Source organism: Microvirga sp. 17 mud 1-3 (assembly GCF_003151255.1).
GTDB lineage: Bacteria > Pseudomonadota > Alphaproteobacteria > Rhizobiales > Beijerinckiaceae > Microvirga.
In genome coordinates this window covers 2804536-2829235 of sequence record NZ_CP029481.1, presented here as the reverse complement: position 1 = coordinate 2829235, position 24700 = coordinate 2804536, and the positions used below count along the sequence as shown (strand labels likewise).

Below are 24700 nucleotides of genomic sequence, written 5' to 3'. Positions count from 1 at the left end.
GGAGGTGGGGGTGTCGGCGCAGAAATCTCAGAACTTAGCGCTTACACCCCCACCCTTAATCCCTCCCCACAAGGGGGAGGGAAACAGGTCGTGCTCCGTCTCTGTCGCGCGACCTCTCCGCTGCTCCCCCCCTCTCTCATGGGGAGAGGGGAGAGCCATCTCGGGAGAAGGCGTAACCCCTCACCCGGAACGCAGGTCCGACCTCTCCCTCAGGGAGAGGTCATCGGTGGCGTAGCGAGTCTCTGCTTCGATCAGATCCCCAGAAGCCCCACGATTTCCTCCGCGCCGGCGGTCGGCGAGAGGTGGCCCGCTGCGATCTGCCGTTCGATCTCGGGGACGCGCCGGCGCAAGGCGGGGTCGTGGGTCAGCCGGTCGTGCAGCCGCTCGTGGACGAGGGCCCACATCCATTTGGTGTCCTGCGCCCGCCGCCGCGTCGCGAGTTCCCCGGTCGCCTCCAGGCGGTTGCGGTGGTCGAGCACCTTGTCCCAGAGAACGTCCAGGCCCTGTCCGGTCAGGCCGGAAATCGTCAGGACAGGCGGGACCCAGCTGGCGGAGGCGGGAGTCAGAATGCGCAGGGCGGCCCGGTACTCGGCGGCGGCGGCTTTTGCGCGCGCCTCCGCATCGTCCGCCTTGTTGACGGCGATCATGTCCGCGAGTTCGAGGATGCCCTTCTTGATCCCTTGCAGCTCGTCCCCGGCGCCAGGCAGCATGAGCACGAGGAAGAAGTCGGTGAGGTCCGCCACCGCGGTCTCCGACTGGCCGACGCCCACCGTCTCGACGAGGATCACGTCGAAGCCCGCCGCCTCGCAGAGCAGCATCGTCTCCCGGGTCTTGGCCGCGACGCCCCGAGGGTTCCGGACGACGGGGAGGGCCGGATGAAGGCGTTGGGATCGACGGCGAGCCGCGCCATGCGGGTCTTGTCGCCCAGAATGGCGCCGCCCGTGCGGGTGGAGCTGGGATCGACCGCGAGCACCGCTACCTTGTGGCCGCGCCCCGTGAGCAGGCTGCCGAGGGAATCGATGGCCGTGGATTTGCCCACCCCCGGCACGCCCGTGATGCCGACCCGCACGGCCCGGCCGGTGCGCGGCATCAGCGCCTGGAGCAGGTCACGTGCGGCCGCCCGGTGGTCGGGGCGGCGGGATTCCATCAGCGTGATGGCGCGCGCGAGCGCCGCCCGGTCGCCGCGGGCGACTGCTTCGGCCGTGACGAGATTCTTCTGTGGCATGCCCCCGGTCATGGAGGAGGCTTAGCGCGTTTTCAGGCAAAGGGGGATTCGGTTTCGGCGCTTTTCGTCAGAGGACCGGATCCATGCCGATCCGTCCCCAGCCGGGGAGCTTGATTGCAGGGCGGCGCAGGTCGAGGCCGGCGACGAGGCCGAGCAGATCGACCTCGATCCCCTCCACCCAGCCGAGCGAGAAACCCGCATAGCCACCCAGCGAGACCTGGAATCCCGTGCGGCTCGGCGTCAGGCCGACGATGTCGCGGAAGGGCTGCCAGTCCTTGCCCAGGGCGGTCGGCGGCAGGGCGGCTCCCAGTTCCGGCACGGAGCGCATCACATGCGCCACGAAGGTGTTGGAGTTCGGCCCCGGCCAGGCATTGTAGTCGCCCGCTCTGCCGTAAGGATAGGTCGTGATTGCCTGCCGGATCTGCGGAATCAGCCGTGTGGCGGCCTCGCCCTTGATGAGCACGATGGGTTGCGGCGGATTACCGAACCAGCGCCCGTCCGCCACCCATCCGTTGGTGCGCACCGGGCTGCCCCAGCCGACCTTGTCGAAGCGCGTGTACCTGTCGGCGCCTTCCTCCTTCACGACGATCCAGGTGTGGTGGGCGAAGATGCCGCGCCAGCGCCCGACCCGTGCTGCATAGACCGCCACGATGGCCTGGGGCGCGGCGGCCGGCTGCGGCAGGAGCTTCGCGCTCGACCAGTCCGCATCACGCCAAGTCGGGGCTACGTCGTCGCGCATCGCCCACCAGATCGCATGGGCACCGAGAGGTAACAGGAAGAGGCCGAGGAAGACGAGGAATGCGCGGAGGAGCCGTATCATTGTTGCGAGGATAGGCGTCCAAGTGCCGGCCTTCAAGGCAGGCCGCGCCCATTCCCGGTCACCATTGGTTTACCATAGGGCGGAAGTCCCGCACGTCCGATCCGGCGCCGCCTTGCCCTCGCCATCATCCCCGGCAAAACAGCCGTGCCGGATTCCCTTCCTCCGTCGATCGCGTCGATTCCATGTTCCCACGCCTTGCCCGCCTCTCTGCCATCGGTCTTGTCGGTTTTGTCCTTTCGGGTTGTCTCGGCGGCGAAACCGCTTTGACGAGCGCGCCCGCGGCGCCCAGGCCCGGGCTCGTGAGCGATCCGCGTCTTCTGATTGCGACCACGCGTCTGCCTGTCGGCGATCCGATCCAGAAACCCTGGTTCAGCAGCGAACGCTCCGCAGATCTCATCTTTGCCGAGGCACGCCTGACGCCCCCGAGCCGCTCGCTCATCGGCCGAGGCGGGTGGAACATCGCGTCCGTCGACGGCGTCACCCGGACGAACGCCGCATCCTCCTTCGCGCAGGCGGCCCTGGGGCGCGACCTTCTGCTCTACATCCACGGCTATCGCGAAAGCTTCGAGACCGCCGCGACCTCGACCATCCAGCTCTCGGAGGGCATCAAGTTCTCCGGCGTGACGGGGCTCTTCACCTGGCCGTCCGCAGGCTCGACCCTGAGCTACGTGGCCGACCGGGAGGCCGCCATGTGGTCGCGCGATCCGCTGGAGGATCTGCTTGCCGCCATCGCGAAGACGCCGAGCGGCGGGCGCGTCCATATCGTGGCGCACAGCATGGGAACCCTGCTGACCCTGGAGGCCCTGCGCATGCTGCGCACCGATGGGGGCCCGAGCGCCATGGAGCGGATCGGCGCCATCGTGCTGGCGGCTCCCGACATCGACATCGATCTCTTCGCCCGCAGCATCGAGCGCCTGGGCCCGGACGCCAAGAAGATAACAGTCATCAGTTCCACCAACGACCGGGCGCTCGCCGTCTCGAGCCGCCTCGCCGGCGGCATCATCCGAGCCGGCGCGGCCGACCGCGAGCGGCTGGAGGCCCTGGGCGTCCGCGTCGCCGACGCGTCCGAGTTCGGCGGCGGCATCATCAACCACGACCTGTTCCTCTCGAACAAAGAGGTGGAGCAGGTGGTCAAGCGCGCCATCGAGCGCGAGCGGATGTAGCGCCCGAAGAGGATGGCGTCGTTCCGGAGGGATGCCCGCCCGGAACGACGGAGTTTCGCGTCAGGCCGCCTGCTTCAGCAGCCCCTCGGCCTGCATGGCCTCGCGCACGGCCGGGCGGGAAGCGATCCGGTCGAGATAGGCGCGAAGGCGCGGGAACGGCCCGAGATCGACATTGAGCATGTGCGACCAGTTCAGGATCGTGAACGCATAGGCGTCCGCCACCGTGAAATCGTCGCCCGCAAGGTAGGGGCTCGTCCCGAGCCGCTCCTCCATGAAGCCGAACCGGAGCGCGAGCTTCGTGTGAACCGCCTTCTTGGTCGCCTCCGCCGTGTCCGAATGCCAGAGCCAGGGGCTGAAGCCCTTGTGCAGCTCGGTGGCGACGAAGTTCAGCCATTCCAGGACACGATAGCGCTCCAGGGTGCCGACGGCCGGCAGGAGGTCGCTTCGCCCGGCCCGCTCGGCCAGCCATTGCAGGATGACGGCCGCCTCCGTCAGCGCCTCGCCGTTATCCAGCGCGAGAGCCGGTACGACATTCTTCGGATTGACGGTGGCGAGGTCCGCGCCGGTATCGGTCCGGTGTCTGGCGAGATCGACCTTCGCGAGGTCGAGCGGGATGTCGGTCTCGCGGGCCACGATATGCACGGCAAGGGAGCAGGCGCCGGGCGCATAATAGAGCTTCATGGTGGGGATCCTTTTTCGAGAATGCCGCCGCAGCAGCAACCGGAAAAAGAATATGACTTGCTCTGGTGCATATCCGTCTGTGTGTTTGACAGTGTCACTTGCGTCATCGCAAGCGCGACGCTACGCTGCCGCCATGGATGACTGGAATGACCTGCGCCTTGTCCTCGCGATCTCCCGCAGTGGCAGCCTGACCGGCGCCGCGAAGGATCTCGGGGTCAACCATTCCACAGCCTTCCGGCGGCTGGGAGCCCTCGAGGGCACGCTCGGGGTGCGCCTGTTCGAGCGTCTTCCGGGCGGGGTCTATGCGCCGACCCAGGCGGGCGAGCGGATGGCCGCGGCGGCGGAGCGGATTGAGACCGAGACGACGGCCCTCGACCGGGAGATCGTCGGCCGCGACCGCAGCCTCAGCGGCCGCCTGCGCGTCACGTCCTCGGAGACCCTCGCGTTCCGGGTTCTGACGGCGCAGATCGCCCGCTTTCGCGCGCTTCACCCCGGAATCCTGGTGGAGCTCGTCATCGACAACCGGATCCTCAGCCTGTCTCGGCGCGAGGCGGATGTGGCTTTGCGCGTCAATCGCCCACGGGAAGGCGATCTTCACGGTCGCAAGATCTCGGACATTGCCTGGACCGCCTACGGCTCACGGGCTCTCCTGGCCCAGGCGGAGCCGGTCGACGGCCCTACTGGGCTCGCGGCTTTTCCGGTCGTCGGATGGGAGGAGGGCACCACCGGCATCAATGCGGCCGACTGGCTGGCCGAGCACGTGTCCGCACAGGCCTTCGCCTATCGGACCAACAGCATCGTCAACCAGCTCGTGGCCGTGAAGGCCGGAATCGGCGTCGCCGTTTTGCCCTGCTATCTCGGCGACCGGGAGCCGGATCTGGTCCGTCTCGTGCAGGAGCCGATCCCGGAACTCACCCGGGAATTATGGATCGTCACCCATGCGGACCTGCGCCGCACCGCCCGCGTGCGCGCTTTCTTTGACGTGGTGGGAGAGGGGCTCGTGGCCGAGCGTCCACTCCTGACGGGCCTCTCGCCCGCCTCCTGACGAAAAGCGGAGGCACGCGGTCTTTGGTTCCCGGAGCGAACCGGCTACAAGGCCTGTGACAGCTTTCGCACGGGATGCTTGCCATGGACGACCTCACCCTCGCGGCCGAATTCCCCACGCCCTCCCGCGAGCAGTGGCTCAGGCTGGTCGAGGGCGTGCTGAAGGGAGCGGATTTCGAGAAGAAGCTCGTCTCCCGGACCTATGAAGGTCTCGGCATCCAGCCGCTCTATCCCAAGGCCGAAGAGACATCTCCCATCGTCCGGACCGAGGCGGCGCCCTGGCGGATCACCCAACGGATGGACCATCCGGATCTCGCGGCTGCCAATGCCCTCGCGCTGGCTGATCTGGAGGGCGGGGCGGATTCCCTCGCCCTCGTCACGCGCAAGGCTCCCTCGGCCCGCGGCTTCGGCCTTGCGGCCGAGAGCGTGGACGAGCTGGACCGGGCCTTGTCCGGCGTGATGCTCGACCTCATCCATATCCGTCTCGATGCCGGCGGGCGCGGGCGGATCGTGGCGGGCCATTTCGCCACCTTGGCGGAGCGGCGCGGCCATGCCCTGTCGCAGATCTCCGCCGATCTGGGCCTCGACCCCATCGGCGCCATGGCGGCGCTCGGCATCCTCTCGGCGCCCTGGCCCGTCGTGGCCGGTCGGCTCGGCGAGACCCTGGCCGACCTCACGGAACGCGGCTTCGCCGGGCGGACGGCTTTGGCCGACGGGCGACCCTATCACGAGGCGGGCGCCGGAGAGGCTCAGGAGCTGGCCGCCGTGCTCGCCACGGGCGTCGCCTATCTGCGCGCCCTGGAGCAATACGGCCATTCCCTCGAGGCGGCGCGGGATGCTCTCTCGTTTCTTCTGGTCGCCGATGCGGACGAGTTCCTGACGGTGGCCAAGTTCCGCGCCCTGCGCCGGCTCTGGGCCCGCGTGGAGCAGATGTCGGACCTCGCGCCGAAGCCGATCCGCCTTCATGCGGAGACGGCCTGGCGCATGACGACCCGACGCGACCCCTGGGTCAACATGCTGCGCGGGACCATCGCGGCCTTCTCGGCCGGGATCGGCGGGGCGGATGCGGTTACAATCCTGCCCTTCACGGCGGCTTTGGGCCTGCCCGACGCCTTTGCCCGGCGGGTTGCCCGCAACACGCAGCTCATCCTGCTTCATGAATCGAACCTCTGGCGCGTGGCCGATCCCGCCGCCGGGGCGGGCGGCTTCGAGGCCCTGACGGAGGCGCTCTGCGAAAAGGCCTGGTCGGCCTTCCAGGACATCGAGCGCGACGGCGGCATCGTCGAGAGCCTCATGCGCGGGACACTGCAGGCCCAGATCGCCGAGACGCAGGCCGGGCGGGCCCGTGCAGTCGCGACCCGTCGCGAGCCGATCACCGGCACGAGCGAATTCCCCAATCTGGGCGAGGCGACGGTCGAGGTTCTTCTCCGCTCGCCCCTGTGGGATGGAAAGCCGGCCGGGCAGGGGAATGCGACGCCCGCCGAGGCGGTCCATATCTCGCCGCTTCCCAGCCTTCGCGATGCCGAACCTTTCGAGCGCCTGCGGGACCGGTCGGATGCTGCCCTGGTCCGCACGGGCGCGAGGCCCCGGATCTTCCTGGCCAATCTCGGCCCGCTGGCAACCTTCACGGCCCGCGCGACTTTCGCCAAGAATTTCTTCGAAGCCGGAGGAATAGAAGCCATCTCCAACGATGGATTTGCAAATCTGGATCAGCTTGTCGGAGCGTTGTCCGCCAGTAAAGCCCAGCTTGTTTGCATCTGCTCTTCGGATGAAATCTACAAAGAGAAGGCCGTCGACGTCGCCAAGACCTTGCGGGATTCAGTCAAGGGTCCCATCTACCTGGCCGGTCGCCCCGGAGAGATGGAGCAAAGCCTGCGGGAGGCCGGGGTCACCGATTTCATCTATGTGGGATGCGACGTTCTGGGGCTCCTGAGCCGGGCCCTCGACCACGCTGGAGCCTGAAGCCCGGCGGTGCGTATCCCCTCCATCGAGAGGAGCGCTCATGATCGCCGCCCATCGTCTTGCCGCCGCTCTATGCCTTGCAGCCCTCCCGGCCGGTGCCGTCATGGCCGCGTCCGGTTCTTCCGTCCATAACGGCACGTGGAGCGTGCAGATGGTGACGGATTCAGGGCTCTGCGAACGCAGCTACAACTATTCCATCGCCATCGAGGACGGCGCCGTACGCTACCTCCTGGCCCCCGGCGACTCACCCACCACCGTGAAGGGTGAGGTTCGGCCCAACGGATCAGTCGACCTCAATATCTATCGGAGCATCGCCAAGGTTGATGCGGTCGGCCGGCTGGCCGGCGGGTCCGGTGCCGGAACATGGAAGCTGAACATGCTCGGCTGCACAGGCCGCTGGACCGCCCAGAAGCGCTCGAGCACCATTGCAAGCTGAGGCTTTTGCGGGCGGAACTCGCGGGAAACCCCTCCGTTGACGCGGCAGCTTCTTTATCTGCCTGGGAGGATGCCATGGTTCGAGCGAACTCCTAGCTGTTGGGTATGGGCGTATTGGTAACGACGCCTACCCTTGTTGCGCCAGCGCAGGCCCAGACCCGCACCTTCGACGGTACGTGGAGCGTCGAAGTCGTGACCGAGCAGGGCGCCTGCGACCGTGCCTATCGTTACGTCGTCGTGATCGAGAAAGGCCGCGTCCGCTACGGCGGCCCGGAGAATTTCGCCGTCACCGGCCAGGTGCGCCGCAACGGTGAGGTCTCGGGCAGCATCACGCGCGGCCGTCAGGGGCCGCTTGGCCGGAAGCCGCGGCACCGGAACCTGGACTGCCTCGGGCAACCGCGCCTGCGCAGGCACGTGGAACGCGGAGAGGCAGAGTTAGGCTTCCCCCAGCGGCTTCGGGCGATTGACCGCCGAGACGAGCACGTAGGAAATGATCGTGAGAAGGAACCACGATCCAATCTTGCCCACCGGCACCATCGACCAGCCCTTGAGTTGCGACGGGTAGAGCCACATGCCCGTGAAAGTCCCGATGTTTTCCGCGAACCAGATGAACAAGGTCACGAGCAGGAAGCCGAGCAGAAGCGGCATGCGCCGATACACGCGCCAGACCTTGAAATAGAGGGTGGTGCGCCCGAACAGCAGGGCGGCCGCAAGAAAAAGACCATAGCGCAGATCGGCCATGTAATGGTGCGTGAAGAAGTTCACGTAAATCGCAACTGATAGCGCTACCGTGGCGGCAAAAGGCGGATGCTTCTCGAAGCGAAAATCCAGCAGGCGCCAAGCTCTCGCGCCATAAGATCCTATCGACGCGTACATGAAGCCGGTGACGAGCGGTACACCTCCCAGACGAAAGAAATTTGGCTCGGGATAAATCCAGGACCCGACCTTCGTCTTGAACAGCTCCATAAGCGTCCCGACAAGATGAAAGATGAAGATGGTTTTGGCCTCGTCCAACGTCTCGAGCCGACAAGCGATGAGAAAGATCTGGATCGTCAGGGCGGCAAGGAAGAGGAAATCGTATCGGGCCAGCGGAACGTCGCTGGGGTAGAAGAAGTGGGTTGCAAGCAGGAGCGCACACATCGCGCCACCGAACAGGCAAGCCCATGCCTCCTTGAGACCGAAGCGCAGGAATTCGTAGAGTCCAGCCGAAACCCACCCGCGGCGCTCGGCGGCCCGTCCAAGGCGCTCCTCCATTTCGATGAAGCGTTCCAAGGGCGGCCAGAGACGGGCGGCGCTATCAGGCTTGATGGGCGGAAGGCGGCGGAGCATTGGAAGGCTTGGATTGCAATAGAACAATGTTTCATATCACATTCTTGAGCCGAACGAGAGATCACCGGGACATCCGTCGTTTAATACCCAGATCTTTGTCCAGGTCTTTGCCGAAATCCCCACCTGTTCGCCAAGCCGCCATGAGACCTTTTAAGGGTGGCCCTGCCTCGGTCGGACGACTAAAATCGGCCGAGATGTTTGCGCTTCGCGCCGATCAGAGCTGCATGGCACCATGACCCGCATCCCGGACTTTTCGAGCGTTTCCTGGGCCGATCCGCCCATGCCGGCCCGTCCCGACAATCCGAAGGCGGAGCCCTGGCTCACGCCGGAGGGGATTACCGTCAAGACGGCCTATGGGGAGGCGGACCGGGCGGGGATCGATTTCCTCGATACCTATCCGGGCATCGCGCCATATCTTCGCGGTCCCTATCCGACCATGTACGTGAACCAGCCCTGGACCGTGCGCCAATATGCGGGCTTCTCCACGGCCGAGGATTCCAACGCCTTCTACCGGCGCAACCTCGCGGCCGGCCAGAAGGGGCTCTCGGTCGCGTTCGACCTCGCGACCCACCGGGGCTACGATTCCGACCACCCACGGGTGGCGGGCGACGTGGGCATGGCGGGTGTCGCCATCGACTCGATCTACGACATGCGCACGCTGTTTGCCGGCATCCCGCTCGACCGGATGAGCGTGTCGATGACCATGAACGGCGCGGTGCTGCCCGTGCTCGCGCTCTACATCGTGGCCGCCGAGGAGCAGGGGGTTCCGGCCGAGAAGCTCTCGGGCACGATCCAGAACGACATTCTCAAAGAGTTCATGGTGCGCAACACCTATATCTACCCGCCGAAAGGGTCGATGCGCATCATCTCGGACATCTTTGCCTATACGTCGGCGCACATGCCGAAGTTCAACTCCATCTCGATCTCCGGCTACCACATGCAGGAGGCGGGCGCGACGCAGGACCTCGAGCTTGCCTATACGCTCGCCGACGGGGTCGAATATATCCGCGCCGGCTTGGCTGCTGGCCTGACCATTGACCAATTCGCGCCGCGCCTGTCCTTCTTCTGGGCCATCGGCATGAACTTCTTTATGGAAGTGGCCAAGATGCGCGCCGCCCGCCTGCTCTGGGCGAAGCTTGTGCGGCAGTTCGATCCGCAGAGCGAGAAATCCCTGGCGCTTCGAACGCATTCGCAGACCTCCGGCTGGTCGCTGACCGCGCAGGATGTGTTCAACAACGTGGCACGCACCTGCATCGAGGCCATGGCGGCGACGCAGGGGCACACCCAGTCGCTCCACACCAACGCCCTCGACGAGGCGCTGGCGCTTCCCACCGACTTCTCGGCGCGGATCGCCCGCAACACGCAGCTCTTCCTGCAGCAGGAGAGCGGCACGACGCGGATCATCGATCCGTGGGGCGGCTCCTATTACGTCGAACGCCTGACGCAGGAACTCGCCGAGAAGGCCTGGAGCCACATCCAGGAGGTGGAGGCCCTCGGCGGCATGGCGAAGGCCATCGAGGCGGGCATCCCCAAGCTCAAGATCGAGGAAGCGGCCGCGCGGACCCAGGCGCGCATCGATTCCGGCCACCAGATCATCGTCGGCGTCAACGCCTTCCGCCCGACGGACGAGGCCTCCATCGAGATCCTGAAAGTGGACAACGCTGCCGTGCGCGCGAGCCAGATCGAGAAGCTCAGGCGTCTGAAGGGCGAGCGCCGTCAGGCGGATGTCGATGCTGCCCTCGACGCCCTTTCCAAGGGGGCTTCAGCAGGCGAGGGCAACCTGCTCGACCTCGCCGTTCAGGCCGCGCGCGCCAAGGCGACGGTGGGCGAGATTTCCGACGCCCTGGAGCGGGTCTGGGGCCGTCACCGGGCCGAGATCAAGGCGATCTCCGGCGTCTACAAGCGGGAGGTCGGAATGGAATCGCCCATGGTCGAGAAGGTCCGCCGGCTCGTGGAGGAGTTCGAGGAGAATGACGGCCGCCGCCCGCGCATCCTCGTGGCCAAGATGGGCCAGGACGGGCACGACCGCGGCCAGAAGGTCATCGCGTCCGCCTTCGCGGATCTCGGCTTCGACGTGGATATCGGCCCGCTCTTCGCCACGCCCGCGGAAGCGGCGCGGCAGGCGGTGGAGAACGACGTGCACATCGTGGGCGTCTCGTCGCTGGCGGCCGGCCACCTGACCCTGGTGCCGGAACTGAAGGCCGAACTGGCGAAATACGGGCGCGACGACATCATGATCGTGGTCGGCGGCGTGATCCCGCCGCAGGATTTCGACACCCTCCTCAAGGCCGGCGCCTCGGCCATCTTCCCGCCCGGAACCGTGATCGCCTCAGCGGCCGTCGACCTTATCGCGGAGTTGAACCGCAGGCTCGGCTACGGTTCGAAAGTGGCTGCGGAGTAGGTCCGTCGACTTCTCGCCTTCTCAGGACTGGCCCGCCCTCAGTCCCACGGTCGCGATGCCGGCGCCGATCAGCAGGCTGCCGCCGATCTTGTTGACGATGCCCATGGTGCGCGGATTGCGCACCGCGTTGCGCGCCCGGGAGGCGATCAGCGCATACGTGAACGCATTGGCGAAGGCGAGCACCAGGAAGGTTGCGGCGAAGATGCCGACCTGCGGGAAGAGATCAGCCTTGGGGTCGATGAACTGGGGCAGGAAGGCCACGAAGAACGTGATGCCTTTCGGGTTGAGAGCCGTCACGAGCCAGGCATGGCTCAGCATCTTCAACGAGGAGGCCGCGTCGGCTCGCGGCTTGGCGTCCATCGCACCTCCGGCCCGCCAGAGCTTGATGCCGAGCCAGACGAGATAGGCCGCGCCTGCCCATTTCAAGAGCGTGAACAGCGTCGCCGAAGCCGCCAGGAGCGCGCCTAGGCCGAGGAGCGAGAAGGTCATGGCCGTGAAATCGCCGAGCGCGACGCCGATGGCCATGGGCAGCGCGGTACGCCAGCCTTGGCCGAGCGCATAGGAGACCACGAGCAGGATCGTCGGTCCCGGGATGACGAGCAGGACGGTGGATGCGGCCGCAAAGGCAAGCCAGGTTTCGAAGCTCATGTCGGTCCCCTATAGTCGACCAGGGGATAGAGCCACAGGCGCAAGGCCGTGTCGAGGGAGGGGCCTCGTCGCCTTGCGACAAGGCTCTTGCGAAAAGGCTCTTGCGACCTCGGCACGTTGCGTAATGCCGAGGCCGGAGCGGGGCCGTAAAGGCTCAGACGAACTGCGACAGGCCCGGGACTGCGCCCACGATGGGGCCCATCACGTCCTCGCCGGCCTTCTCGCGGCCATAGGCGAAGAGCTCCCGGCCCAGGGGCTGCATCTGGCCCATGGAGACGCCGGCGCCCATCAGCTGGCCGCCGAGCGCCATCACGCCGCCCCCCATGGCGCCCACCATGCCCATGAGGCCGCCGCCCCCGCCGCTGCCGGCCTGGGCGATGGCCTCCTCGGCGCCCGGAAGGGCCGCGATGAGCTGGTTGACCTCGTTCGCGGGGCCCTCCTTCTGGAGGAAGGCCAGGATGAGCCCGATCGCCTTCCTGGCGACGGAGGCCTCCAGGCCCGTTTTTTCGGTGATGCGGGCGATGAGCTCTTCCATGAGAATCTCCTTAGGGAAATATGGTCCGGATAATTCGCGCTGGACGGTTCCGAAATCAAGGCGGTCTCCAGTGGAAAGCCGGGGAGGGATTTTCTAGACTGGGGAGGCATTTGGAGGACCACGATGCTGCAGGACGGCAAGATCTTCATCGGACGGAGCACGAAGCCGGAATATCTCGATCTGGCTCTCGCCAACCGCCACGGCCTGATCACCGGCGCGACGGGCACCGGAAAGACCGTGTCGCTGCAGGTTCTGGCCGAAGGGTTCTCCCAGGCCGGGGTTCCGGTCTTCGCCTCCGACATCAAGGGCGACCTTTCGGGCATCGGCGCCGAAGGCAGCGCCAAGGACGCCTTCGTGAAGCGCGCGAAGGACATCGGTATCGACTACAAGGCCGACCGGTTTCCGGTGGTGTTCTGGGACCTGTTCGGCGAGCAGGGCCACCGGGTGCGCGCGACCGTGTCCGAGATGGGCCCGCTTCTCCTCTCGCGCCTCCTCGATCTCAACGATACGCAGGAGGGGGTGCTCAACATCGCGTTCCGCATCGCCGACGAGCAGGGCCTCCTCCTCCTTGATCTCAAGGACCTGCGCGCGCTGCTCCAGCTCATCGCCGACAACGCCCAGGAGCTGACCACCACCTACGGCAACGTTTCGAAAGCCACCATCGGCACCATCCAGCGCCAGCTTCTGGTGCTGGAGAACCAGAAGGGCGACGAATTCCTGGGCGAGCCGGCCCTCGACATCAAGGACCTGATGCGGACGGACCGGGACGGGCGCGGCATCGTCAATATCCTGGCGGCCGACAAGCTCATGGCCAATCCGCGCCTCTACGCCACCTTCCTTTTATGGCTCATGTCCGAGCTGTTCGAGGAACTGCCGGAGGTGGGCGATCTCGACCAGCCCAAGCTCGTGTTCTTCTTCGACGAGGCGCATCTTCTGTTCAGCGATGCGCCGAAGCCCCTGCTCGAGACCGTGGAGCGGGTCGTGCGCCTCATCCGCTCGAAGGGCGTCGGCGTCTATTTCGTGACCCAGAACCCGGCCGATGTGCCCGAGACAGTCCTGGCTCAGCTCGGTAACCGGGTGCAGCACGCGCTTCGCGCCTATACGCCCCGGGAGCAGAAGGCCGTGCGGGTGGCGGCGCAGACCTTCCGGCAGAACCCGGCCTTCGATACCGAGAAGGCGATCACGGAACTCGGCGTCGGCGAAGCCCTGGTCTCAACTCTCGAGGGCAAGGGAGCGCCTTCCATGGTGGAGCGCACCTTGATCGCCCCGCCCATGGCGCAGGTGGGACCGATGGACCCGTCAGAGCGCCAGCAGATCATTGCGTCGAGCGTCCTGCGGGGCAAATACGAGCAGTCCATCGATTCAGAATCCGCCTACGAAATGCTGGCGAAGCGGGCCGAGAAGGCCGCCGCGGACGCCCAGGCGGCGCAGCAGGGCGGGGGCGGCATCCTCGATATGCTGGGCAGCCTGTTCGGCACCACGGGCCAGCGCAAAGGCACGCTGACAGTGGGTCAGCGCGTCACCCGCGAGGTGACCCGGACGGTCGTCAACCAGACGGTCGGCAGCATCGCGGCCGAGATCGGCAAGTCCATCGGCGGCCGCCAGGGCAGCTCCATCGGCCGCGCCATCGTACGCGGAACCCTGGGCGGGTTGCTGCGGCGGTAGTGCGGCTCCCCCTTGCCGCTCCGTTCCGTTCAGCGCACCTTGTCGCGGCTCTCGATTCGTTCAACGCAGCGGAAAGCCATGTCCCAGCTCGACCAAGTCCTCGCCAAGATCGATTCCGACCTCGATTCGTCCCTGGAGCGCCTGTTCCAGTGGCTGACGATCCCGTCCATCTCGACGGATCCGGCGTACAAGGAGAATTGCCGCAAGGCCGGGCAGTGGCTGGTGGAGGAGCTGAAGGGCCTCGGCGTCGAGACCTCCTTGCGCGAGACCGGCGGCCATCCGGCGGTGGTCGGCCATGCCAAGGGATCCAAGAAGCCGCACGTACTGTTCTACGGCCATTACGACGTGCAGCCGGTCGATCCGCTCGATCTCTGGGAGCGGCCGCCCTTCGAGCCGCGCATGATCACGCTGCCCGACGGCCGCAAGGCGATCAGTGCCCGCGGCTCCTCGGACGACAAGGGGCAGGTGCTGACCTTCGTGGAAGCCTGCCGCGCCTGGAAGGCCGTGACCGGCTCGCTGCCCATCGACATCACGTTCCTGGTTGAGGGCGCCGAGGAGGACGGCTCGAAGTTTCTCCCCGAGTTCATCGAGGCCAACAAGGACGAGCTGAAGGCCGACGTGGCGCTCGTCTGCGACACCGGTATGTGGGACCAGAACACGCCGGCCATCACGTCCTCCCTGCGCGGCATGGTCTATGAGGAAGTGATCGTGCGCTGCGCGGACCGGGACCTTCATTCCGGCTCTTTCGGCGGCGCGGCACGGAACCCCATCCATATCCTGTCCAAGATTATCGCGGCGATCCACGACGAGAACGGCCGCATCACCATCAAGGATTTCTACGAGGGCGTGCACGAGACGCCGACCCAGGTGCTCGATCAGTGGAAGAAGCTCAACCTCACCGAGGAGGAGTTCCTCGGCCAGGTGGGCCTCAAGCACTCGGCCGGCGAGAAGGGCCGTCTTCTCCTCGAGCAGATCCAGTCGCGCCCCACCTGCGACGTGAACGGCATCATCGGCGGCTATACGGGCGAGGGCACCAAGACCGTGATTGCCGCCGAGGCACGGGCCAAGGTCTCCTTCCGCCTCGTGGGCGATCAGGATCCGGCGAAGATCTCGGCCAATTTCGAGGCTTTCGTGCGCGAGCGCATCCCGGCCGATTGCTCCGTGGAGTTCATCCACCACAAGGGCTCCCGCGCCCTCGCGCTGCCGCATGACTTTCCGGCCCTCACGGCCGCCAAGGGCGCTCTTCATGACGAATGGGGCGCAGAGCCCGTCGTCATCGGCATGGGCGGCTCGATCCCGGTCGGCGGCGATTTCAAGCGCACGCTCGGCCTCGACACGCTCTTCGTCGGCTTCGGCCTCGACGATGACCGCATCCACTCGCCGAACGAGAAATACGACCTCAAGAGCTTCCACAAGGGCACGCGCTCCTGGGCGCGGATTCTGGCGGCCCTGGCGCAGAAGTGAGGCGCATGTACGAGCTTTTCATCGGCAATAAGAACTACTCGTCCTGGTCGTTGCGGCCCTGGGTGCTGATGCGTGAATGCGACATTCCCTTCGAGGAACGGGTTGTGCCGTTCCCCGAAGGCGGGAGCTACGATACGTTCCGGAGCTTCTCCCCGACCGGGAAAGTGCCCTGCCTGAGGGACGGCGAGACGGTGGTGTGGGATTCGCTCGCCATCACCGAATATCTCGCCGAGCGGCACCGGCGGATTTGGCCTGAGGACGCTCAGGCGCGCGCCTGGGCGCGCTGCGCGACAGCGGAGATGCATTCAGGTTTCACGGCCCTGCGGAGCGCATGTCCCATGAGCTGCGGCATCCGGGTGCGGCCGAATGCGATGTCTGATGCCTTGAAGCAGGACATCGCCCGCATCGGCGAACTGTGGAACGAGGGGCTGTCCCGCTTCGGCGGGGCGTTTCTGGCGGGTGCAAATTTTACGGCCGTCGATGCTTTCTTCGCACCGGTGGCGTTCCGGGTTCAGACCTACGGACTGCAACTCGAAGGGCAGGCGATGACCTATGTGGCACGCCTCCTGGCTCTGCCCGCAATGCAAAGTTGGTACAAGGCCGGTCTCGCCGAAACCTGGCGCGAGCCCGATCACGAGCGCGAGGCTGCGGAAGCCGGAATGCTGCTGCAGGATCTGCGCGCGAAACCGGCCGCCTGAAGCCGCTTCCGCTTGTGCGAAAGCGTCTTTTCGTTGGTAGCCACGTTCTTTTAGCAGCGAACCGCGCCCGGTCTGTCGAACCTCTCTAAACGCGAAGCAGATCTTCTAAGGACGACACGACCGCGCGCGGCGCGAGCGTTTCGTATTCGTCCGGCAGGCCGGCGCGGTTGATCCAGATCGTGCGGAAGCCGAAGGCGGTTGCGCCGGCGATGTCCCAGCGGTTGGACGAAACGAACGCCACCTCGTCGGCCGCGACCGACAGGGCCGTGAGCGCGATGTCGTAAGCGCGCGGATGGGTCTTGAAGACCTGCGCGGCATCGACGGAGAGCACCGCATCGAGGTTTTCGGCAAGCCCGGCCGACGCGACGGCGGCCTCCAGCATGGCCGGATCGCCGTTGGAGAGAATGCCGGTGCGCAGGCCCCGCTGTCGCAGCGCCGCGAGGGTGGGTCCGGCATTGCCATAGGCGTCGAGGGTGCGGTAGGCTTCCAGCAGGGCGGGCCGCAGACGCCGATCCACATCGGGAAAACGCGCGAACGCATAATCGAGCGCCCGTTCGGTGAGAATCCAGAACGGCTCGTAGCGTCCGGCGAGCGACAGGACCCAGGAATATTCGAGTTGCTTTCCGCGCCACACTTCCGAGAACCGGGCCGCCTCAGGGCCGATGGCGGCTGCATGGCGCGCGACTGCCGAATGCACGTCGAACAGGGTGCCGTAGGCGTCGAAGACGACCGCACTGACGCCCGACAGGAGGGAAGCGGAGGAAGCCATGGCGAAGCCTGGCACCCTGGGGTCGATCTGGCAACGGGCGCAGGGATCAGGCTCGTTCATGTGATCCATCACAAGTCTTTATGTGCGGAAGGCCGGCCCGGACATTGACGCTGGGGCGGGGAGGGGATTCGATGGGGCAGCAACCCTGACCTTGAAGGATGACGACAGTGGCCTGGTATTCGCAGACATGGAACTGGTTCAACGGCGCTTGGCATGAGGGCAACCCGCCCCTGATCGGACCCCGGTCCCATGTTTCCTGGCTCGGCTCGTCGGTGTTCGACGGCGCCCGCGTGTTCGAGGGCGTCTCGCCCGATCTCGACCGGCATTGCGAGCGCGTGAACCGCTCCGCCACGACCATCGGCCTCAAGCCCACCATGGACCCCAAGGTCATCCAGGAACTCGTGCACGAGGGCGCCAAGAAGTTCTCGCCCGGCACCGCGCTCTATGTGAAGCCCATGTACTGGGGCGAGGCGGAGGGTATGGCCACCATCGCGGCGGACCCGGAATCGACCCAGTTCTGCCTCTCGGTGTTCGAGGCGCCCATGCCCGTGCCGGGCGGCCTGTCGGTGATGAAGTCGAGCTTCCGCCGCCCGACCCTCGAATCCATGCCGACCGATTCCAAGGCCGGCTGCCTCTATCCCAACAATGCCCGCGTGATTCGCGAGGCGCGTGAGAAGGGCTTCGACAACGCGCTCGTGTGCGACGCCCTCGGCAACGTGGCCGAGACCGGCACGTCCAACGTGTTCATGGCCAAGGATGGCGTGGTCTACACGCCCGCCCCGAACGGCTCCTTCCTGAACGGCATTACCCGCCAGCGGGTGATCCGCCTCCTGCGCGACGACGGCGTCGAGGTTGTGGAAGGCACGCTTCGCTACGAGGATTTCGCCAACGCGGACGAGATCTTCATCTCGGGCAACTATTCCAAGGTCATGCCGGTCCTGCGCATCGACAGCCGCGACCTCCAGCCTGGCGCCTTCTACCGCAAGGCCCGCGAGCTCTATTGGGCGTTCGCCCACGACAAGGGCGTCAGCCGGGCCGCCTGATCGTTTCCTGCGTGCCTGCTCCGGCAGGCACGATCTCTTCCGGGGCCGGCGGCAACCTCCCGTCCGGTCCCGGAAAAAATACCCTCCTTGCTTTGCATTCGGCGCGATCGGGCCCATCTGATAGGCGTCCACAGCAAAGGTCGGGGCCCTCGTGTCAGTGCTTACCAATATCGCCTCCCGGGCCGGTTCGGCGGCGCAGTCGCTTTGGGAGGCCTCGGGCCAGATCGTCCAGCCCTCGCTTCGCCTGGGCGTCACGGGGCTCGCCCGCTCCGGCAAGACCGTCTTCACGACGGCGCTCGTCCATCACCTGACCCGCGGCACCAACCTGCCGGCCTTCCGAGCCTCCGCCGAGGGGCGGATCAGGCGGGCACATCTGGCCCACCAGCCCGACGACGCGATCCCGCGCTTTCCCTTCGAGGAGCACATGGCGGCCCTGACCGCCGACCGGCGCTGGCCCCAATCGACGAGCCGCATCAGCGAATTGCGCGTCGATATCGAATATGAGCGCAAGTCCGGCTGGCGCACGGGCCCGGCTTCGCTCGCCCTCGACATCGTGGATTACCCGGGCGAGTGGCTGCTCGACCTGGCGCTGCTCGAAGCCGATTATGCGGAATGGTCCCGCCAGACCGTCGAGGCGAGCCGCCGGCGCGACAGGCGTGCTCTCGCAGCGCCCTGGCACGGGGTCCTGGCGGAGCTCGACCCTGCCGGCCCGCCCGACGAGCTTTTGGCCGCCAAGGCGAGCAAGGCCTTCAAGGCCTATCTCTCGGCCCTGCGCTCCAGCGAGGAGGCCGTTGCGACCACGCCGCCCGGGCGCTTCCTCATGCCGGGGGATCTCGCGGGCTCGCCCGCGCTCACCTTTGCGCCGCTCGACCTTCCGCCCGCGCAAAGCCCCGCGCCGGGGAGCTTTGCGGCCCTCATGGAGCGCCGTTTCGAGGCCTACAAGACTCACGTCGTGAAGCCCTTCTTCCGTGACCATTTCCAGCGGATCGACCGCCAGATCGTCCTCGTCGACGTGCTTGCGGCCATCGATGCCGGGCCGGTCGCACTGGCCGAGCTGGAGGAGGCTCTCGATCAGGTCCTGATGGCCTTCCGGATCGGCCGCAACACCTTCCTGTCGCGCCTGTTCTCGCCCCGGGCCGACCGTGTGCTCTTCGCGGCCACGAAGGCGGACCATATCCACCATACCGATCACGACCGGCTCGACGCGATCCTTCGCCTGCTCGTCAACCGCGCAGCCCGGCGCACGGAGGCGGCGGGCGCGCGGGTCGGCACGGTCGCGCTGGCCTCCGTCCGCGCCACCCGCGAGACCACGATCCGCGAGGGCCGCGAGACCCTGCGGGCTGTCGCCGGGGTGCCGGAGGCCGGGGAGCGGGTCGGCGACGAGATCTTCGACGGCGAGACGGAGGCCGCGATCTTCCCCGGTGAGCTGCCCGAGACGGCCGAGCAAGTCTTCCAGGGGGCGGTGCCGCCGGGCTCCTTACGCTTCCCTCGCTTCAGGCCTCCCAAGCTGCCTGTCGATGCCGCCGGCCGGATGGCCAGGATGCCCCATATCCGCCTCGACCGCGCCCTTGAATTCCTGCTCGGAGACCGCTTCGCATGAGCCGCCCCCCGCGCGCCTTCCGCCTGGACGATCCGAACCTCGCCAACGGTTCCATCACGGTGACGGACGAGCCCTTCGATGCCATCGAGGCCGCCGACGGGACCCTGGTGCCCATGGCCGAGAAGCGCCGGGCGCCCTGGCTCGGCATCCTGCTCTCGGCCCTGTCAGGCCTGCTCGTGCTGGCGCTCGGCTTGGGGGTCGAGAAGCTGATCGTCGATCTCTACGCAGTCGCGCCCTGGCTCGGCTGGGTTGCGCTCGTCCTCGCCATCCTGGCGACGCTCGCCTTCCTGGCTCTCATCGGACGGGAGGTGAGGGGGATCTGGCGGGAGCAGAAGATCGAGCGCTTGCGGGAAGCGGCCATCGATGCGCTCGCCGTGAAGGACCACAAGGCCGCCAAGACCGTAGTGTCGGAACTCCTGAACCTCTACGGCTCCCGGGCCGGCGCCGTCCAGGGCAGCGCCCGGCTCATGAACGTGATGGACGAGATCATCGACGCGGACGATCGCCTCGCCATGGCCGAGCGGGAGCTTCTTGCGCCTCTCGATGCCCAGGCGAAGCGCGCCATCGCGGGGGCGGCCAAGCAGGTTTCCCTGGTCACGGCCGTGAGCCCCCGGGCCATCGTGGACGTGGCTTTCGTGATCTTCGCGGCCGTGCGGCTCCTGCGGACTCTCGCGCGGATCTATGGCGGCCGGCCGGGCCTCTTCGGCTTCCTGCGCCTCGCCAAGGCGGCCTTCAATCACCTTGCCGTCACGGGCGGCATGGCGGTGGGCGACAGCGTCCTCCAGCAGGTCCTCGGGCTCGGCCTCGCGGCCCGGATCTCGGCCAAGCTGGGCGAGGGGGTGCTGAACGGCCTCATGACGGCCCGGTTCGGCCTCGCGGCCCTGTCGGTCTGCCGGCCGCTGCCCTTCATCCGCGAGGAGGCCCCGAAGATCGGCGACGTGGCCGGCGAGCTCGTCAGCCGCACGGAGGCGGCGGCGACCTGAGCCGCTGCCTTGTCTTCAGGAAGGGACCTTGTGGTCCGGCTCAATAGGTGCCGAAGCGCCAGACGAAGTTGCCCTTGACGGTATGCTCCTGCGCCCGTGCGCCGATCTGCCCGGCATAGCTGACGCCCAAGCTGATCGCCTCCGAGGCCCGCCAGTCGAGACCCGCCTCGGCCACCAAGGCATCCCGGTCGACCGGCACGCCCGCCACCGTGAACGGCGAGGCTCCGCCCGCAAAGGCCAGCAGCGCCTCGGGCGCCACATCGCCATAGGCATGCCGCCAGCCGAGCAGGCCGCTCAGCGTCAGCGGCACCGTCTCGCTCAAGCGCGCCTCGGCCCTTAAGCCCACGGTCGTGGTGCCGAGATCATAGGTCCGCCCATACCCGGTCAGCGCGGCAGCCCCGCCCTGCTCCTGGAAACCGTCGGTCGACAGCCGCAGCACGGACGCGCCGACAAACGGCTCGAGCGCCAGCGCGCCGAAGCCGAGCCGGTAGCCGAGCTCGCCGAAGGCCTGCAGGGTCGAACCGTCATAGGAGGCTTTGACCGCATCGGCATAGCCCGGGAACGTGATGGTGCGGCTCAAGTCGATGTCGTGGCGGGCATAGGCCGCGCCGAGGCGCAGGGTGAGGGCGCCCCATTGGCCAGAGCCGTAGAGGGCACCGAAGATGCTCTCGTTCGAGCCGGACGAGAGGCGGGCATCGACATCGAACGAGGTGCGCAGATAGCCGCCGGCGAGGCCAAGGCGCCAGCCGTCCGTGACCTGGGCATCGGCACCGATCAGGAAGCCGCCGGTGGAGGTGTCGAGCGAAGCGGCATTGCGGTCGGAGCGGGTTTTGCCCCAGGCCCCGAAGCCTTCCCCCCACAGGGCGTAGCGCGGGGCGATGGGAGCGGGCGTGACCGCGACCGGCATCACGGCTTGGCCGGGCCGGTCGGCCGCGAAGGCGGCGCCGTAGGCGCCTTGGGCGAGCAGCGGCAGGGACGTGAGCGGCTGGCGCAGGCGGGTGAGCAGGGTGGTCTGGATCAGCCCGGCCTGGGCATAGCCCGCCGTCACGGCCGAGCCGTGCGCCTCGCCCGAGAGCGCATCGAAGGCCTGGCGCGCGCCCGCGACGGTCGATCCGAGCACAGTGTTGTAGAGCCGGTTGCCGGCCCCGAGCGCCTCGACCGCATCGGCGGTGTGATACTGGTTTTCCGTCACCGCCACGGTGTGGAAGGCCATCGGCACAGGCGGCGCCGGGGGAACCGGCGGAGGCGGAGCCGGAGGGGTTGGCGGCACAGTCTTGCGGACCATGGTGAGCGTGACCGCATCAGCCGTATAGCCGAGCGTCGGCGTGATGAAGGCAAAGTCCGTGCTCTGGGTGCCCGCAAAGGTGCCGGTGCGCCCGCCCTGGGCGGTCAGGATGGTGTAGGCATGGTCGGCCAGGAAGTTGATGCCCTGGTCGGGCAGGATCTGCACGGTACCGCCGTTGAGCGTGGCGGTGCCGGTGACGGCAATGCGGTCGGAGCGGCCGGCGCCGTCGATCTCGACCGCATAGAACGCGCCGGGGCCGAACGAGAGGGGACCGGCGACATTCAGGGTGCCGATGGAATTGCCCGGTGCCACTGTGCCACCGCTCTGCAGGCTAAGCCGCCCCACCGTGCCGGTGCCGGACAGCGTGCCCCCTGTCACCGTGACGGGCGAGGAGGCGAGCGAGCCGTTGACGGCCAGTTGTCCGGCCTGGACATAGGTCGGGCCGGTCAGGGTGCTGGCGCCGTCAAGTTTCAGGGAATCCGATGAGATCTTGTAGAGCGCAACATCGCCAGTGATGCGGCCAGCGAAATCCCCGCTCATGATCTGGACCGTGTCGTCTCTGCCCATAAGGGTGCCCGCGCCCCGTAGGTTCCGGATCGTGGCCCCAAGGGTGCTTAGATCCAGTGTGGCGCCGTCAGCGATTGTCGTTCTGTCGGCAGCGGCGAGCAGCTTGGGAAGCTGGGGACCGCCGGCGCGAAGCGTGCCGCCATTCACCTCGACGGTAGTGGAGCCGGCTGTAGCAAGGTTAATGCCGACAGGAACGAGAGTTCCGGTATCAGAAGCAGTACCGAAGCGCAGAGTAACGCCGGCATCAACCTCGGCGAGATTGATGTTGAAGGTCTGGCCAGGCGCGACCGAAATGACGCTGCTATCCGCAAATCTCACAGGATTCAATAATACATCTAGTGAGGTAATGTTCGAGCGTAGCTGTCCGCCGTTCAGGATAACAGGGCTTCTGCCAAGTGAGCCAAGGGCCGCAGCGCTCTGGATTTCGAGTGTGCCCTGGCTGATCGTGGTGCCGCCCGCATAAGAGTTGACCCCCGTAAGTGTCAGGGTGCCTGTGCCGACCTTGGTCAGCGCCCCCAGGCCGCTAATGAGACCAGAAACCGTCGTGCTCAGATTATTGGAACCGACCGTCAGGTTCTTGGAACCGAGCCGCACCTCTCCTGCGCCCTCGATCGAACCGAGAGTGGTGCCGGCGCTGCTCAGACCCGAGATATCGAGAAAGCCGGTGGAATTGTTGACGATCCGCGCTTTGCCGCCCGACGCATTGCCGTAGATGTAGGTCCGTCCCATCGCCCCGTTGGTGACGGTGGCGGATTCCAGGTTGCTCGATCCAGACACTTCGAGCGAACCGTTGGTATTAACGAAGGTCGCGGTTCCGCCCGTCGCGTTGTTCTGGAGGAACGTGCTCCCGCCATTATTGGTGATGCTGGCAGCGCCCGCCGAACTGTTATTCTCGAAAGCCGTGACGGCGCCGCTGCCGTTCGTGATCGACGCGGATCCCGCAGTGCTGGTGCCCCTGAAGGTGACGGTCTGGTAGCCACCCCCGAAAACATTCGTGATGGTGGCATTGCCGGCCGTGGAGTTCTCCGTCAAGAACAGGCCCATCCCCAGGCTCGGTGAGGGATCGTTCGCGATAGTGATGCTCGCCGAACCGGCACTCGCTCCGTTGCTGAAGGTGACCTTGCTCGAATTGTTAAGCGTGATCGCCGCGGGTCCGGCGCTCACGCCCGCGCCGCCATAGGTCAGAGACGCCGTATCCGAGTTCAGGGAGACGGCACCGGAGCCGAGGGCCCCGCTCGCATTGGCGATGAGGGCACCGAAATTGACGACCGTGCCGCCCGAATAGGTGTTCGCCCTCTCCAATACGGTCGTGCCGCTATTCACGTGTACCTGTCCCGAACCGGTAATTTGCGGTGAGAAGACGTAAGCGGACGCGGTATGATTGAAGTTTAGGAGGCTCCCGGCGGACAGGTTGACGGCTGCAGCCTGGATAGTGCCAGGCGCGACTGCCGGAGAACCGGCCGCACCACCAACACTGAAGATTCCCCAGCCTGCGCCGCCGCCCCCGATAGTGATGGTGCCGGAACCGTTGCCGACGGTAATCTTGCCGTCGTCGCCCAGGTTGAGCGTGCCTCCGGCGGAGCCTTCTCCCAGGGCAAAGGTCGATGCCACGGAAAGCCAGGAGCCCGGGCCGCTCACATTGACCGTGCTGGGCGCGAACAGGCCGGTGGAAAGCGAGTTCAGGAAAGCGCCGCCACCACTATAGACATTCAATATCGCGTCCGATGAGCCGAACCCGCGCCCCAGGTGAGTGCCCTGGAAAACGTTGAGCGTGCCGCCGGACGATACCGTCACAGTACCGTTCCCACTGAGGTCGCCGATATAGAGGTTGGAAACGCTCATCGTGCCGAGATTCCTGACGATGACGTTTCCTTCTCCGCGGTATCCGACCGTGAGGTTGCTGGACGAGCCGTTCCACCGCGAGCTGAAACCCTCCACGATGACATTGCCGATGGTGCCCGTCTCGTAGCCAATTCCTGATGTGGCCCCTGATCCGAGCGAAAGCGACCCGCCATTCACGATCGAGACCGTTCCGCCCACTGCGCCGAAGGTCGATCCGATCCTGAGGATCCCCGCGTCGGCGAAGCCCTGGCTCCCGTCGACATAAACGACATCGCCGTTATCGATGACCGCCAGGTCGCTCGATGATGGAAGCATGTTCCAGTTGGAGCTGTCCTGCCAATATGATCCCGGCATCCCTCCGTTCCATACCGATGTCGATTGAGCCCAGGCGGACGTCGGTAGGGCGACCGCACTCAGGAGGGCGGTGCGGACAAGCCTCGCGCCTGCCGAGCGCGGCCGGAAGGTGGAAACCGCGCGGATTCGGGTAGTGGAATGCCACAATGCGCGACGGGAAGAGGGCGACAATCTCATGCACGATCCT

19 protein-coding genes and 1 pseudogene are annotated in these 24700 nt (G+C 66.5%); 11 read left to right on the top strand and 9 right to left on the bottom strand.

Features of this window, described 5'->3' with window-relative positions; all coding sequences use genetic code 11:
• Positions 1 to 251: 251 nt before the first annotated feature.
• Positions 252 to 1237 (bottom strand): annotated as a pseudogene (gene meaB / locus C4E04_RS13505) (methylmalonyl Co-A mutase-associated GTPase MeaB).
• A gap of 55 nt (positions 1238 to 1292) precedes the next feature.
• Positions 1293 to 1964 carry a DUF3750 domain-containing protein gene (locus C4E04_RS13500; RefSeq protein WP_371681996.1) on the bottom strand — a complete coding sequence of 224 codons (672 nt, stop codon included), beginning with the start codon at positions 1962 to 1964 and terminating at the stop codon, positions 1293 to 1295.
• 263 nt (positions 1965 to 2227) lie between these two features.
• Between C4E04_RS13500 and C4E04_RS13495 the strand changes: the two genes are divergently transcribed.
• The gene (locus tag C4E04_RS13495; protein ID WP_109598032.1) at positions 2228 to 3208 is read left to right on the top strand and encodes an alpha/beta hydrolase; all 981 of its coding nucleotides are present in this window, start codon (positions 2228 to 2230) and stop codon (positions 3206 to 3208) included.
• Positions 3209 to 3268: 60 nt separating this feature from the next.
• On the opposite strand, the gene gstA is transcribed toward C4E04_RS13495, so the two are convergent.
• Positions 3269 to 3889: a glutathione transferase GstA gene (gstA, locus tag C4E04_RS13490; protein ID WP_109598031.1), complete on the bottom strand. Its 621-nt coding sequence runs from the start codon at positions 3887 to 3889 to the stop codon at positions 3269 to 3271.
• A 133-nt stretch (positions 3890 to 4022) separates the two neighbouring features.
• Here gstA and C4E04_RS13485 point away from each other — a divergent pair, with 133 nt between their 5' ends.
• The 3 genes from C4E04_RS13485 (at position 4023) to C4E04_RS13475 (ending at position 7331) form a co-directional block, all read left to right on the top strand.
• Positions 4023 to 4934 carry a LysR family transcriptional regulator gene (locus C4E04_RS13485; RefSeq protein WP_109598030.1) on the top strand — a complete coding sequence of 304 codons (912 nt, stop codon included), beginning with the start codon at positions 4023 to 4025 and terminating at the stop codon, positions 4932 to 4934.
• Between the two features lie 83 nt (positions 4935 to 5017).
• Entirely contained in the window at positions 5018 to 6895 is a 1878-nt protein-coding gene (locus tag C4E04_RS13480; RefSeq protein ID WP_109601115.1) for a methylmalonyl-CoA mutase family protein, read from the top strand.
• 40 nt (positions 6896 to 6935) lie between these two features.
• On the top strand, positions 6936 to 7331 hold the full coding sequence (locus C4E04_RS13475) for a hypothetical protein (protein ID WP_109598029.1): 396 nt from the start codon (positions 6936 to 6938) through the stop codon (positions 7329 to 7331).
• Between the two features lie 53 nt (positions 7332 to 7384).
• Here C4E04_RS13475 and C4E04_RS20900 read toward each other — a convergent pair whose 3' ends face one another.
• Together C4E04_RS20900 and C4E04_RS13465 are read right to left on the bottom strand one after the other, a co-directional pair.
• Positions 7385 to 7726 carry a hypothetical protein gene (locus C4E04_RS20900; RefSeq protein WP_162559394.1) on the bottom strand — a complete coding sequence of 114 codons (342 nt, stop codon included), beginning with the start codon at positions 7724 to 7726 and terminating at the stop codon, positions 7385 to 7387.
• A gap of 39 nt (positions 7727 to 7765) precedes the next feature.
• The gene (locus C4E04_RS13465) at positions 7766 to 8659 is read right to left on the bottom strand and encodes a DUF817 domain-containing protein (protein ID WP_109598028.1); all 894 of its coding nucleotides are present in this window, start codon (positions 8657 to 8659) and stop codon (positions 7766 to 7768) included.
• Positions 8660 to 8891: 232 nt separating this feature from the next.
• On the opposite strand from C4E04_RS13465, the gene scpA reads away from it, so the two are divergent.
• Complete coding sequence (gene scpA / locus C4E04_RS13460) at positions 8892 to 11060, top strand: methylmalonyl-CoA mutase (RefSeq protein ID WP_109598026.1); 2169 nt, start codon at positions 8892 to 8894, stop codon at positions 11058 to 11060.
• A 21-nt stretch (positions 11061 to 11081) separates the two neighbouring features.
• Here scpA and C4E04_RS13455 read toward each other — a convergent pair whose 3' ends face one another.
• Both C4E04_RS13455 and C4E04_RS13450 read right to left on the bottom strand, forming a co-directional pair.
• Positions 11082 to 11708 (bottom strand): LysE family translocator, encoded by a 627-nt coding sequence (locus tag C4E04_RS13455; RefSeq protein WP_109598025.1) that lies wholly within the window; start codon positions 11706 to 11708, stop codon positions 11082 to 11084.
• A 154-nt stretch (positions 11709 to 11862) separates the two neighbouring features.
• Entirely contained in the window at positions 11863 to 12243 is a 381-nt protein-coding gene (locus C4E04_RS13450; RefSeq protein ID WP_109598024.1) for a hypothetical protein, read from the bottom strand.
• 123 nt (positions 12244 to 12366) lie between these two features.
• Between C4E04_RS13450 and C4E04_RS13445 the strand changes: the two genes are divergently transcribed.
• From C4E04_RS13445 to C4E04_RS13435, 3 genes are all read left to right on the top strand, one after another.
• Entirely contained in the window at positions 12367 to 13908 is a 1542-nt protein-coding gene (locus C4E04_RS13445; RefSeq protein WP_109598023.1) for a helicase HerA-like domain-containing protein, read from the top strand.
• Positions 13909 to 13986: 78 nt separating this feature from the next.
• Positions 13987 to 15372 carry a M20/M25/M40 family metallo-hydrolase gene (locus C4E04_RS13440; protein ID WP_109598022.1) on the top strand — a complete coding sequence of 462 codons (1386 nt, stop codon included), beginning with the start codon at positions 13987 to 13989 and terminating at the stop codon, positions 15370 to 15372.
• A 5-nt stretch (positions 15373 to 15377) separates the two neighbouring features.
• Positions 15378 to 16070 carry a glutathione S-transferase family protein gene (locus tag C4E04_RS13435; protein WP_109598021.1) on the top strand — a complete coding sequence of 231 codons (693 nt, stop codon included), beginning with the start codon at positions 15378 to 15380 and terminating at the stop codon, positions 16068 to 16070.
• Positions 16071 to 16155: 85 nt separating this feature from the next.
• Here the strand turns inward: C4E04_RS13435 and C4E04_RS13430 are convergent, their stop codons facing one another.
• Positions 16156 to 16839, bottom strand: coding sequence for a haloacid dehalogenase type II (locus C4E04_RS13430; protein ID WP_109601113.1), 684 nt, complete (start codon positions 16837 to 16839; stop codon positions 16156 to 16158).
• Between the two features lie 158 nt (positions 16840 to 16997).
• Between C4E04_RS13430 and C4E04_RS13425 the strand changes: the two genes are divergently transcribed.
• From C4E04_RS13425 to C4E04_RS13415, 3 genes are all read left to right on the top strand, one after another.
• On the top strand, positions 16998 to 17882 hold the full coding sequence (locus tag C4E04_RS13425; RefSeq protein ID WP_109598019.1) for a branched-chain amino acid aminotransferase: 885 nt from the start codon (positions 16998 to 17000) through the stop codon (positions 17880 to 17882).
• Between the two features lie 151 nt (positions 17883 to 18033).
• Positions 18034 to 19482: a YcjX family protein gene (locus tag C4E04_RS13420; RefSeq protein ID WP_109598018.1), complete on the top strand. Its 1449-nt coding sequence runs from the start codon at positions 18034 to 18036 to the stop codon at positions 19480 to 19482.
• Positions 19479 to 20465, top strand: coding sequence for a YcjF family protein (locus C4E04_RS13415; RefSeq protein WP_109598017.1), 987 nt, complete (start codon positions 19479 to 19481; stop codon positions 20463 to 20465). The genes C4E04_RS13420 and C4E04_RS13415 overlap by 4 nt, the downstream gene beginning before the upstream one ends.
• Positions 20466 to 20505: 40 nt before the next feature.
• Here the strand turns inward: C4E04_RS13415 and C4E04_RS13410 are convergent, their stop codons facing one another.
• Entirely contained in the window at positions 20506 to 24513 is a 4008-nt protein-coding gene (locus C4E04_RS13410; RefSeq protein WP_162559393.1) for an autotransporter domain-containing protein, read from the bottom strand.
• Positions 24514 to 24700 lie beyond the last annotated feature (187 nt).